This window comes from Nonlabens dokdonensis DSW-6 (genome assembly GCF_000332115.1).
GTDB classification, from domain to species: domain Bacteria; phylum Bacteroidota; class Bacteroidia; order Flavobacteriales; family Flavobacteriaceae; genus Nonlabens; species Nonlabens dokdonensis.
On record NC_020156.1, the window covers coordinates 3,352,762 to 3,365,536 of the forward strand.

Consider the following 12,775-nt stretch of genomic DNA (forward strand, 5'->3'; position numbering starts at 1 on the left):
ATTCAAATAGATACCTTATCAATAGGTTAAGATTAAAGTTCTAAAGCAGCGGTATAACTTTCTAGCAATTGTTCTTCCTTAATAACTATGTCTGTCATAGAAATGGATAAGTACATCAATAAACGTTTCATAGCCTTCTCATTACCGTCAAAACCCATAGTAATCAAACCGGATAGTAACATGTTTGAGAATTGCTTGTAAGATTCCTGCTTGCCATAAATATCATTCAGACGCTGGATTTCATCCACAGGTATGTTGGTGACAAGTCCAGTTTGTATGGCCGTTTCAAAAGCACTGTTGTTGAGAATCACTGTATTTACACCTCTAAAGAAAGTAGGTCGTACCGGTTTAACAAATTGCTGATTTAAATAATAACGCGTACTATCACGTAGTGTACGATGGTAGTCGATAACATTTTCAATTTTACTTTTATTACTCTGAATTTCGTTTTCAATGCTGTTAAGAACCACACTGGTTTTTTCTTCGTCTCTATTGCTTGCAGACCAGTTGGAGATTAAAAAACCTAAAAACACACCTATCATTACCTATATGATTTGGATGATTAAGTCACTAATTTTATCTTTCATTGGAATGGTTTTAACGATAACTCTGATTAGAGAAGAAATATATAAAAAATTCCGCATTTATGAATAGAGTTAGTGATGCGTTAACCTCTCAATCTCTTTTTTTAAATTGGGATAAAGTGCCGTAAGTTCTTTTCTGGATTTTAATTCAAAATCGTCAAAATCAAATCCAGGAGAAACCGTGCAACCTATTAATGAAAAACTATCTTTTTCTATGACCTCACCAGCAAACCAGCAGTTACCAGGAACTACAAATTGAGGAACTTCGCCATTCTCTATATTACGTCCTATCATATGTGTACTATACTCGCCAGCATTAGTTATGATATGTAATTTAATAGGGGCACCATAATAAAAATGCCAGATTTCATCTTGTTCAATCCTATGCAATGCAGAAAACTTCTCTGAGGTAAGCATAAAATAGATACAAGTGGAAAAATTACGTTTTCCACTATAACCATCTCCTAGACTTTCTTGAGGTATTTTTCCTGTACTTCTATAGGTTTCTTTAAAATAGCCACCTTCTGGATGTGGTTGTAATTCTAACTTATCGATTATTTGTTGTGCTGAGAGCATAAGTTTTAAGGCTTAATTATATTTTATATTATCAATAGAATACTCCAATTGCGGTTGAGCAGAAATCTTATATTGAGAAGTAATTTGAATAGGATTTTTACGAAAAGCATCAACTTTCTCAATTAACATAGGAGTGGTGAGGCCGCTAGCATTATAAGGCAAAAGAATATCTTTGTAAATAACTATTTCTGTTAGTAGTAGAAGACAGTCATATATTTGCCAGTCTTCCTTGGTAATTGTGCATTGCTGTTCAGAAAAAACTTCTGAATTATTAATATTACACTCTGTATTGTTCGATGGATAAAATGATTTCTTACTTACTTCAAATACATTTACCGAAGGATAAATATTAGATGTAGCAAACTGTTCTTCTATGGATTCGGCTTTTTTATTGAATCCAAAATGTAACGCTATTTTTTCAGGAATAAAAACAGTTTCTGGACCTACTTGCTTCATTAGATTCATATAAATAGGCACCTGCTGTTCTTTTATGAGGCTGTTTTGCATGGTTTCACTAATAATAACATCTGGTTGTTTACTAGTATTTATTTGATAGGTTGTGGCATTGTCATTTACAAAAGTAATATGGTATTGATCGAGACCTATTTTTGAAGCTACTTTTTGCAGTACTTCAAAGGTAAAGGGATTGATTTCTAAAAATGTATAAGATATTTGCTCAGGAGCATATTTAAAGATGATAGGCATGATCAATGTTGCAAAAGGTCCAGTTCCTGCATAAAGAATATGAATCTTTTTCTTTTCCTTTAATTGTTCTTGAACTGCTCTATCTATTCCTCTAATGAACTGTCTCGTTCTAATTACGTCATCTAGGCACAAACCTGCCCAATAAGCTCCAATGGCTTTACCATTCTCAGATTCCATATCAACCCTACCTTTTTCTATATTCAGGTCTTGTTCTGAGAGAAATTCTAAAATTGATTTGAATTCTTGTGTGGCTTTAAACAGCTTATCATACTGGATCTTATCATCAAAATAGGTGGCTGTAACTTTTAGAATTTTCTCTTTATAATTCATTCCGGTACTTTTCAATTTATAAAGGTAAAATATTCATTTTGATGCTGATTGAAATTATAGCACAAAAGCCTTTTAAATAATAACATGATGTAGATTAAAGGTATTATTATATTCTCGCTTTCGCGAAAGCGTGCTTTTTGTAAATATCACTCTTGCTTTACCAAACGATTCTTCCAATAGTAACTGTCTGGCCATCGTTGTTCCATTGCGTACTGATGTGTCAGTTTTTGTACATAAGAATTGGCGCCATTGGTGATGATATAATGGTAACTTAAAAAAGCATCCTTTTCATTATGGAGTTGACTTGCAATCGCATGTGCTCCATAATAACCAGATGCAATGGCAGATGTAATGCCATAGGAAGAAATCGGATCATAAGAAAAAGCAGCATCACCTACAGCAAGCCAATTCTTACCGTAAGGTTTCTTTAAATAACTGGTTCCACTAGGCATTATTTTATGATCTGAAAGCTCTTTGTCAGTAGGTTTTATGATAAGTCGTATTTCTTGAGTTTTATAAAGCTCTTTTTTTAGAAAAGCTGGCATTTTACTCTTTTTTGGTATAAGCTCTTTGAGCGTAAAAAACATAACATTAACCTTGTTATCAGAAGATGGCGAAAGGTACCACCAACCATTTTCTGTGGCTTCTATCCAGATTTGACGCTCAATTTTATGAGCAGATTCATGCCAGAACGTACAAGTCATTTGCTGGTCCATTTCTTCTTTTACGATTCCTAAATGCCTGCATATAGATGCTTTTCTACCAGTGGCATCTATAATATAGCTGGCTTGCAATTGCGGCTTTGTAGAATTATGGAACATGCTTATTTCTAGTTGATCTTCGTTTTGTGTAATTCTTTTAATTTGATGTTTCTTATAAAAAGGCGTTTGCTTTTCTTGTACTAATTCTCTCAATTGGTTTTCAAAATGCAGCCGGTCTAATAAATAACCATGTCCATGCTTGTTTTCTATAAACTCTTTTTGATGTGCAATATTTGTTCCCCAAATACTCTTGTTTCCATAATAAGGAATGTGCTTTTTACTTTCTAATAGTCCTAGAATCCCTAATTGTTTGAACAAAGGTTTGGAAGTAGGAGGCAAGGCATCACCTGGCTTAGGAACCGCTGCCTCATTTGCGTCTATAATGCAATGTGAAATTCCGTAAGCCGATAAGGTCAAAGAAGCAGCAAGCCCAGATGGACCTGCTCCTGCAATAATAACATCATACTTTTCTTTGTTCATAACAGCCTATTTACATCTCGTCACGCCCATAAGTTTTATGGTCGGTAGCTGTTCTTTCTAATTTAGTGGCGCTGGATTTTCTAGCGGATTTAGCCATTAGTTTTTCTTGCTCATCATCTTTTTTAGTCACTTGTAAGATGGTTTCTTCAGCATAAAGTACTTGATCAAAACTAGGATCACTTACTGGTAATGGTCTTCCAGACTCGACCCATGCCACTTTTGGTAACAATCCATCGCTGCCTTCTATATGTTCTTCGTGTTTAGCAACTATTCCTAGATTGTGCCATTTATGTACCATATTATTAATCTTACTTAAGTATTGTGTTCCTAAATCTCTTAACCAGTCTTGACGGTAATCAAAATGTTTAAGTCGCTGTCCTATGTTGACATGAGCATCGTTAAGTCGTACAAATCCATCCTCACTCAACACTTGATTAGGAACTCGTGCTGCCCAAAAGGAAGGAATAGGTAGGTAAGTAGCAGGATTATAGCCAGATAAGCAACTAGCTTCATCGGTTTGCCATGGTACGCCTAGCCATCTTGTTAACGATCCTGGGCCGCTTACTGACAAAGGACCGTTTTCACTAAGTGCAATTTGAGGTGAAAGTAATGGACCAAATTTCAACTTTGTAGGTTCTCCTTTATCAACGACATTCAGTCGGTAGGGCGTTTTCCACATAGATTTAACACGCATGGGCCAAGTGAGTTCTATTCCTGGATGAAAAGGACCTCCTAAACATTCTTCCAGTGGTGCTTGATTTAAGGCATCTAACTGTTCTTCTAGATCAAGCTCTTCAAATGCTTTTTTATTTGTCAAAGATCCAGTAGTAAAATCGCCTTTGGACCATTTTTCTAGTCGATTGTATTGTGTTTTTGTAATCGGTAAGTCTACAATTGCTAGTCCTTGATATTCTCCAAACCCATCTCCGTAAAAAGGCGCAATTTGTTGTGGTTCATATTTCTTAGAACTAGGGTCTCTAAACCATTCAAATACTTTTTCTCTCACGTCTTTTGTCGCCGCACTTGGATCTTCTAAAAGTTTTAAAAAGGCAGGATCGGTAAAATTTGATGGAGAATTATGACCGAAGAGCATAGAAAAACCTTCGTTTACCCACTGCGTGTTGGTCATTCGTTCTAAAATAGGATAGATGTGCTCGTAAAACACCACTCCATTAGTGGCTGGATCTGGATAGTGCATTTCTCTTATAAACAGATCTTGCACCACATCATTCATGGTAACCACTCCAAAAAGTCCAGGTCCAAAGTTAGGAGGCGTCACTGCAACCATGGCAGGCGTTGCTTCTATTGTTTTTCCATCTATTTCTACGGTGACACGTATGATGCCATCACAAGTATCATCATGCCAGCCTTCATTATTAGCAAAAGTAGTTGGTGGTTCATTATCATGAGACGCCGCATCTCCAGAACCTGGAATAAAAATAATTCTTCCCTGCGCGTCTGTTTCTACACTTCCAAGGTTCACTTTTGTTCCAAAAAATTCGCCGTCGTCAAAAGTATTAGAAGGATCTTGTACATTTTCACCGCTAATCTCGATAGGTGATGGTTTGATGGCCAACTGCGATCTGTCTTTTACGGAGCTATTTCTATAAGCAGAGGGAATTCCTGCTTGTGGAAGGTCCAGCGCATTATTAAACTCATACCATGCTGCTTTTACGTTAGCTACATGAACATGCCAATTCAATGTTGCGTGACTGCTGGTAATTTCTCCTAATGCTTTTCCTTCTTTATCAAACGCGTACACTCTAAATTTTACCGCTTGTTTTTTAATACGTCCTTCTTGATCCTTATAACCATTTGCTGGTGATGGTTCTACGCCAGGTATTTCAGAGGCTAAAAAGTATTCTGGAGCGTTTCCTATTCGGGCGATGCCTATAGGTGGATATATCGCTATACTATCAATTCTTGAGGTTTCCATGACTAGTTGTTTTGAGGTTGTTAGTAGTTTATTGAATTTTAAGACTTATTATTTTCTGAATCTTTGCAATCAAATAAAAAAGTCCATTTAAAAGTATAAAAAGAAAGCTTGTTGACCTCCTTATTTACTGCAACTTATTGAAATTTGGGTATTTATAACCAAAAGCATTGGGTGTTTTCTGCTATAGAAAACTTAAAATAATCTCAAATTCTGCTATGATAGTTTTATAAGGACATCATTTGTTAAGTGTGCTATTTTTAATAGAAGTTCCGCTTTCGCGAAAGCGAGATCCTAATAACTTATCAAAGTAATAGGAGTGAGGTGCTGGTTACCAATTCTGGAAAACAAGGCAAACAGAATTTTATAAAAGAAAGACTATCTTTTCAAATCAAAAATTTGCTGCATCAAATCAGTCATATTGGAATCGGTGAAGTCTGCTGGAGTGTATAACGGATGGTATTTTTCTTTCTTTCTGCTGATGTAAGCGGTACTGAGACCGGCTTTTTTGGCTCCAAATAAATCCCAATCGTGCGTCGCCACCATAACGATTTCTTCTCTTTTTAGATCTTCTTGCTGCGCAACCTTAAGGTAAATGTCTTCAAAAGGCTTGTATTTACTAACATCATCTACAGAATAATAAGAATCAAAAAGCGCGATAATTTCTGCATTAGAAAGTTGTTCCTTAATCATATCCAGAGATGAATTAGAAATCGCTATCACACGTATGTCATTTGCTCTTAGCAACTGCAACGCTGGTCGAACATCATTGTAGGCGGGCAATTTTTTAAAAGCTCCTAAAATTTCGTTTTTAGTTTCTTGACTCAAAGCCAAATCATTTTCATAAAACAGCTGTTCTAAAGCAACAGCAGCCAGCTCGCCAAAATCTCTATAAGCTCCCATAATTCCCATCACCGTAGAACTGTGCAACAACTTTGTAAACCAATACTTAAGGACATACTTATCCTCAAAATGCTTATTAAACTGCTTCTCTAGAAGACTTAGGTTCAACAGCGTTTCATTCATATCAAAGAAGACGGCTTTTTTCATGGGAAAATGATTTCTGTCATAAAAGTATTACAGCTTGTTCCTTTTCTAAAGATTCTATGCGGTAAATTACTTCTTTGATTTCTTCATCAATTTCTTGATTTTCCTAGAAGGTTTCATGTTATTATCAGAATTTGCACAGTAATCAACTAGTAATTGCTCAGAGCGATTGTAAATCTCATCACTAGTTAATGCTCCGTCTGTGTTTTCTATCACGACTTTAGACATCGCGGCCATGTATAAACCTAATAAGTCAGAATTTCCTTTAGATAGTGACATTGCATTATCTCCTAGCTCAAACGTATAATCTGGAGTTCCTGTCATCCATTTCATAATATACTGCACGGCTCTCAATCTATTAACCTCTTCATGGTCTGCAGGATTATTAAACAGGTAATTAGTAAGTAACAATACTTGCGGCTCTGCTTCTTTGTAGCTTTCTTTGGAGTCCAGTTCAGGCTGCTCGATATCACTATAGTTTTGAGCAAAAGAAAGCATGCCAACTAAGGCAAAAACGGAGGTTAGGATTAAATTTTTCATAGGTTTTAATTTTTAATTATTTGGGTTGGTTTGGTTTCGCTTTCGTGAAAGATAGTTATTTAATAAGCTCTATAGAAAATAGGAGGTGAGTGGTGGGATTAGAACTATTTGTAGTTATTAGTTTGATAACTACTTCTCAGCTTTCGTTTTTGTAAGTTTTTGTATTATCATTTTTACTTTTCAAAATAATTTATAACTTTATATTGAATTTCTGTATTTGTGGCGTTTAGAACTTCGATTCGTAAGCCTCGAAATCCTATAATTTTTGTCTCGGATAAATCATAACGTAAATCTTGAGTAAATGCAGGTCTTGCGTAATCATTTATATATTCTCGATAAGCAAATTTAAGAGCATCACCGACTCGGCCATTGTAAATGAATTCTTGTTTAAAGTAATCCTTATTCTTTACAATTACTTTTCTTTTAGTGTATTCTATTTTCTCAACAGGAATTGTAAAATTCATTCCAAACTGACTAAAACCGGTTGAGTAGATTCCATCAGTATCATTAGAAGTACTAATCATTGGATTTCCCTCGATTTTAGGTATTGCTATGACGTGTGTTGAGTCAGAATCAATGCTGTACAAATCATATTTTTCTGTGGTATAGTTATTTATAAAAATTTGACCTGCTTCAATAACCTTAAGATTATTATTTTGCTCAACCTTGAATTCTTTTGTAATTTCTATTGCATCATAACTTAAACCTTGTTCTTTTGTTACAAGAGATATCCCAAGTTCTGCGTTACTGATTTCTTTCAAGCTAGGATGGAATAATGTAGAAACTTCAGGATTTACAGCCGCTTTTTTCGATGCACATGAAACCATGATAATTGAAAGAATGAATAATAATAACCTGCTCATATTAGTTTTAAAAGTTCGTAATTTTCTAGTTTAGAATAATTGAGTATACAACCATTAAAGTTAGTAAATAGATCACACTTAAATACAAGTGATATCTTTTGCAGGTAGATTTGATTAAACCTTAATTACTGTCTGTAACAAGCTCTTAAAACAAGCCTTTGCCATAGCAAAATCAGGACTCATTTATTATGATTCTTACAAAAGTACTCTAGTGATAAAATAAAGCAGGTTTTACTTGTATTATACCACAGAGCTTTGTTAGAGCAAGTTTTTTATTTAATCAAATTTTCAATTGATGTTATTAACTCAGCCCAAGGTCTAGCCGCTTTATTTGTGAAATCTAAGTATTGTAATGACTCAAGCCTTGGGTGAAGTGGTGTTTGCTTTAATAGAATAGGAAATATTTTTTTCCCTTTACCCCAAGCAAATGCCCATTCATAAGTTACATACTCAGATTTTCTTGCCTCAGGTGTCATTACCGCTATTACTGCTATTGAATTTTCAATACCTTGATCAATTTCCTCTCTCCAATCCTGGCCGATTTTTAAACGCTCGCTGTCAATCCACCCAGCTAATCCCTTTTTTTCTAATCTTAACTTTAAAAGTTCTGCAAAATCCGAATCATCGTGATCATGAGAGATAAATAAAATTTTGTCTTTTTTATTAGTTTGTTGTTCTTGATTTACGTTCTCTTTTTTAGGTGTAGTATTTAGATTTAGAATAATATTCTTAATTGTCTTCATAAGATTGATGATGACTTTGTCAGAATCAGCTTTAGAATAATCAGATATCGGTATAATTTCAGATGGAATTAATTTACTTTTAATAATCCAATTAAAAGATCCAAACTCGGATTGCTCAAGATAGATGGGAAACAAGTACCTTTTCTTACTATCAATAATTTCATCAAGCGCATTTTCAACAGATGGCGGAACATATTCTAAATAGATGGGTGAAATAATTGGAATTACAATATCAGCTTTAGCAATTGCTTCAACAGTTTTTTTTTCCCAATGTTGTATACTACCTTCTAGATCTGAATAAGTTTTAATTAAAACCTCTTCTTTGAAAACACTAAGAAATCGTTCTTTTAATTTTGTAGCAAAATCTTTGTCATTACTATCACCACCGTAATTATCAATATATATATTTAATTTCTTCATATTTTTTAATTTGCCCTAACTGTAGTTCGTCTTAAAACTGCCTAATTTTATTTTAAATATACGTTAGAAAAGTGAAGTGCATGGCTTTTAAGAAGGTAAGTTTGTAAGTTTATAATGATTAGATAGTCCTTATTGCTGTTTCTAATAAGTTCTTAAAACAAGCCTTTGCCATTGCAAAATCAGGACTTATTTACGATGATTTTTACAGAAGTACTCTAGTGATAGAATAAAGCAAGTTTTACTTGTTTTTTATCACAGTACTTTTTTTAGTAAATGTATCTTATTTATGACTTGAAGTCTGTTCGATCAGAATAGACTGTATTACTTTGATTTAGTTTTGGTTCATTCGGAAATGTGACAGGTAACCCTATCAGTCCTCCAGGAAATATATTCCCAGACCAATTTATAGGCTGACCATTTGAATCTACAAATAGGTATTCTTCGACCAATTGCCAAAGTACATAAACCGTAGTTGTTCCTTTTGATACGTTAATATTATACGTATCAGTGATCGTGGTCTCATTAGATATTGTCACTGAATGACCAACAGTAGCGGTTATTTTTGCAGAAAGTGCTCCATAAGCAACTCCAACTTCTGCACTTAAAGTCTCTGATTTAGTAGTTGACATCCCATTTGTATAAGATATTTCTTTTATATAAACTTGCTCTCCAACTATAACTGCTGTTCCAACTTGTTTCCAATACGTACTGAACTGAAGGTGAATATTGGTAGGAAATGAAGGTCGAGTAGGAAATTTACTGCTAGGTACAAAAGCTTTACCATTTAGGTTTATATTCAAGTTACTAATTGGATTAGATGATACAATTAGTTTATTTGATTCAGTTGGCGGTAAATCGTTTGGGCTAGTTGGTTTTGGTATTGGTGGAGTGGGAATGTTTGACTCTTCAGTAGTTTGAGGTATTTCATTTAAATCTTCTTTCTGTAACCAATTTACAAGAGGCTTTTCAGTTATGATAAGTTTATTATTAAATTCATCATACCCATTGTCTTGAAGTATTCTAGACATATCATCCGTGTAAAATTTTTCTATTGAGCTCGGTAAATTAAGAGTTTTCAACTCTCCAGAATGTACATTGTAAAGATTTACTTTTTTCATGTTTTTTATATTAAAAATTATTTGAATTTATCTAAACGCTACTGTATCTCTTATAAAGGATTATTTTGAGTGTAGTTTTTTGTGTTTGGCTAACGGTCTCGGCTATGAGTAGTTGCGTGGGTTAGCACTTAACTTTGCAAGTACACACCAAGTTGGAAATTCCGCAGTAATTTCCAAAGTAGGAGAGAACAAGCAATTACTTATAGCCATTGTTGTGTATAGTTTTTATTCGTTCAATTTCTTGGAAAAACGACAATTACTTTTCCTTTTGAATCGGTGATTTTTCCATTCTCCAATTCAATTTTTTCGGTAAGAGGTAATTTAGATAATTTCTCCACAATTGTTTTAGTTAATAATTTTATTTCGTCAGAAGGATTGGTAATTCCTTCGTCCTGCATTTGCATTCGAATTTTATAAATTCCTAAATAGTGTTTTACGTCCAAATTACCCATCTATTGAAACACCAACTTGTTTATTATTCTCAAAATGAACATTGAAAAAGTTGTTTTGCCCTTCTTTTTCTTGAAACGCCATTTCAAATCCTTCATCACCTACTGATATTCCTTTCAGTTCAAAATGCTCTTCAATCGACACAAATTCAATTTCTGCATTTTCAAACGGTTCTTTAAGTGCTTTTTCTGATTCAGATTTTATTTCCGTTTCGTTATTCAGCGCATTGAGTAAAATCCGCTTTTGGTTTTCAGATATTCCATCTTTATTTCCTGCGATTAAAATTTCAATATTGCAATTAAGAAACCTTTTATTCACTTGCCAACCAACATCATTTCCTCTCGTGCTAAAGCTCTCTATTTCTCCAAAATCAGAGTCAGTAGTTTTCAGTTTTTTACTTCCAAATAGATTTCCAAATATTCCCATTTAGCTTGTTTTTAATTCAGTTGCTTAAATTACACACAACGGCAGTCTGTCTCAAAACTCATTTTGGATCTCTGAGAATGCCGTATTTTAATTTTTTCAAAGATACCTGTCCGAATACTTGACTCAAAAAACTGGGGTTTTGAGACAGTCTGACGTCTCGTATATGAAAAATAGCGCTGAAAATAGGCGGTTTCTTTTCGGATGAACACAAGCCGAATTTTTAAATTTTACTATTTATTTTATTTTTGGGAAATTGTCAAATTTAAAAATATGGCGACTTTCCAAATATGTCTTAACTTTAAATTAATCAATTAAATAGTTATGAGTTATATAAGTTGTTCCCCACAGTTTTTATTCGATCTTTATTGATTGCAATTATCTGTGAATATTATTTTTCATTTTTGTTTTCTCAGTAGAGTTTAGAGATAATTGATTTAAAGAGAAGTCATTTCCGTAGGGTTTTTTAAGTACAAGATTATTTCGTCCATTGGAATGATATACTCCTACATAGCCAATAGTTATATAAACTTCTCTGTTTTTGTAATATTTGGTTTCGTCACTTTTAATAAAAACTTGCTTTAAAATCTTTGCTAAAATCGGTAAAGTTTGCTTTTCTATAATTTCAGAGCTTAATTGGTCTCGAAATTTGGAAGTTTTTACTTGAAACAAAGCAAAATGCCACATTTGACTATCTTTTTTAAAACCTATAATATCTGCTGGTGTCCAACTATAATCAGTTAAACAGAATTCATATTCTGGGTAATCTTTTCGCAGTTTCGTTAAAACATATTTTTCCCCTTTAATTCCGATTTCTTTATTTTCGACCACTCCAGCCATACCATATAAACCTTGTTCTCGTTTCCGCCAAGCTGTAACAAGTTCAGACGTAAAGTTTTTAAGTTTCATAAGTGTTTAAATGATTTTGGTTAATCTTTAATGTAGTTTAATTATTCATCTTCTAATATTTCAATTTCCGATATATGCTTGGTTAATTTTGTGGCAACCATAAAATCGAAACGTTTTATATATTTTCCAAGGTCAGAATAATTTACATTAAAATGAACTTTCTTAGCTTTTGCTACACCATTATTCAATTCAATATTTTTTTGAATTTCGTCAAATGAACTTCCATATTCAGCAGTTTCTATAACTAACGCCATAAATGATAGTTTCTCCCTTTTTCCAATTCCAGTTGTAGTATGTTCACCTGCGCTTAGTCCAATTAGAAAATATTTGTCCATATCAATTCCGTGGTCGTTGCACAACTTAAACAGGTCAGCTCCACTATGACCGTCTATTTGAATATATCCTCCATAATCTCCGTATTGTGTTCTTACTAGATCTTCAATTAGTTCTAAATTATAATTATTTGTATTCATCGATGTTTGTTTTAAATTATGGGCAACTCGTTATATCTTCTCAATTAAGCACTTGATCCACTACTTATTACAGGATAAGCGCCTATTTTCTTTACTATTTTATATTCTCGTCCAAATTAAAACCCTATTCTCAAAGTTCCTTACGGGAAACCGTAATCGAGCTTATTTTATTGGAGAATACAAGGATTATTCACTTTAAACCTTATAAATGTAATTCATGAAACCTATTTAGCCGCCTTTTTTCTTACAACTTATTGAAAATTGGGTAATTACCGTCAAATGCTTTTGGGTAAAAACTGTTAGTGGTTTAAAGAAATAGGAGGTGAGTTTGTTTTCTTTTAGTTTTCTGCGCAATCTAAATAGTAGATTATGTTTTACAAATAATAATTTTATCAATTAGATCTGTTGGGTATCTTCTTT

Annotated in this window: 14 protein-coding genes and 1 pseudogene; 1 reads left to right on the plus strand and 14 read right to left on the minus strand. The window is 33.6% G+C overall.

The features are described from left to right. Positions 1-32: 32 nt before the first annotated feature. From DDD_RS14730 to DDD_RS14770, 9 genes are all read right to left on the minus strand, one after another. Positions 33-542: a hypothetical protein gene (locus DDD_RS14730; RefSeq protein WP_015363734.1), complete on the minus strand. Its 510-nt coding sequence runs from the start codon at positions 540-542 to the stop codon at positions 33-35. Between the two features lie 114 nt (positions 543-656). Next, complete coding sequence (locus DDD_RS14735) at positions 657-1,160, minus strand: cupin domain-containing protein (protein WP_015363735.1); 504 nt, start codon at positions 1,158-1,160, stop codon at positions 657-659. Between the two features lie 12 nt (positions 1,161-1,172). Further along, positions 1,173-2,210, minus strand: coding sequence for an SAM-dependent methyltransferase (locus DDD_RS14740; RefSeq protein ID WP_146250818.1), 1,038 nt, complete (start codon positions 2,208-2,210; stop codon positions 1,173-1,175). Between the two features lie 131 nt (positions 2,211-2,341). Further along, the gene (locus DDD_RS14745) at positions 2,342-3,436 is read right to left on the minus strand and encodes an NAD(P)/FAD-dependent oxidoreductase (RefSeq protein ID WP_015363738.1); all 1,095 of its coding nucleotides are present in this window, start codon (positions 3,434-3,436) and stop codon (positions 2,342-2,344) included. A gap of 10 nt (positions 3,437-3,446) precedes the next feature. Then, positions 3,447-5,372, minus strand: a complete 1,926-nt coding sequence (locus tag DDD_RS14750) for a LodA/GoxA family CTQ-dependent oxidase (protein ID WP_015363739.1) — start codon at positions 5,370-5,372, stop codon at positions 3,447-3,449. Between the two features lie 375 nt (positions 5,373-5,747). After that, on the minus strand, positions 5,748-6,419 hold the full coding sequence (locus DDD_RS14755) for a haloacid dehalogenase type II (RefSeq protein WP_015363740.1): 672 nt from the start codon (positions 6,417-6,419) through the stop codon (positions 5,748-5,750). A gap of 66 nt (positions 6,420-6,485) precedes the next feature. Next, a complete protein-coding gene (locus tag DDD_RS14760) occupies positions 6,486-6,956 on the minus strand; it encodes a hypothetical protein (RefSeq protein WP_015363741.1) in 471 nt (156 codons plus the stop codon). A 173-nt stretch (positions 6,957-7,129) separates the two neighbouring features. Further along, a complete protein-coding gene (locus DDD_RS17385; protein ID WP_015363742.1) occupies positions 7,130-7,819 on the minus strand; it encodes a hypothetical protein in 690 nt (229 codons plus the stop codon). A gap of 272 nt (positions 7,820-8,091) precedes the next feature. Continuing rightward, positions 8,092-8,982: a toll/interleukin-1 receptor domain-containing protein gene (locus DDD_RS14770; protein ID WP_015363743.1), complete on the minus strand. Its 891-nt coding sequence runs from the start codon at positions 8,980-8,982 to the stop codon at positions 8,092-8,094. A gap of 122 nt (positions 8,983-9,104) precedes the next feature. Between DDD_RS14770 and DDD_RS18420 the strand changes: the two are divergent. Further along, a pseudogene (locus DDD_RS18420) lies at positions 9,105-9,212 on the plus strand (IS110 family transposase); the annotation flags it as partial. Between the two features lie 54 nt (positions 9,213-9,266). On the opposite strand, the gene DDD_RS14775 reads toward DDD_RS18420, so the two are convergent. From DDD_RS14775 to DDD_RS14795, 5 genes are all read right to left on the minus strand, one after another. After that, on the minus strand, positions 9,267-10,100 hold the full coding sequence (locus tag DDD_RS14775; RefSeq protein WP_015363744.1) for a hypothetical protein: 834 nt from the start codon (positions 10,098-10,100) through the stop codon (positions 9,267-9,269). Between the two features lie 233 nt (positions 10,101-10,333). Beyond that, entirely contained in the window at positions 10,334-10,498 is a 165-nt protein-coding gene (locus tag DDD_RS18060) for a hypothetical protein (protein ID WP_158441690.1), read from the minus strand. Between the two features lie 46 nt (positions 10,499-10,544). Then, positions 10,545-10,976 carry a hypothetical protein gene (locus DDD_RS14785; protein WP_015363746.1) on the minus strand — a complete coding sequence of 144 codons (432 nt, stop codon included), beginning with the start codon at positions 10,974-10,976 and terminating at the stop codon, positions 10,545-10,547. Between the two features lie 375 nt (positions 10,977-11,351). Next, a complete protein-coding gene (locus DDD_RS14790; RefSeq protein WP_015363747.1) occupies positions 11,352-11,882 on the minus strand; it encodes a hypothetical protein in 531 nt (176 codons plus the stop codon). A 41-nt stretch (positions 11,883-11,923) separates the two neighbouring features. After that, positions 11,924-12,355 (minus strand): hypothetical protein, encoded by a 432-nt coding sequence (locus DDD_RS14795; RefSeq protein ID WP_015363748.1) that lies wholly within the window; start codon positions 12,353-12,355, stop codon positions 11,924-11,926. Positions 12,356-12,775: the final 420 nt, after the last annotated feature.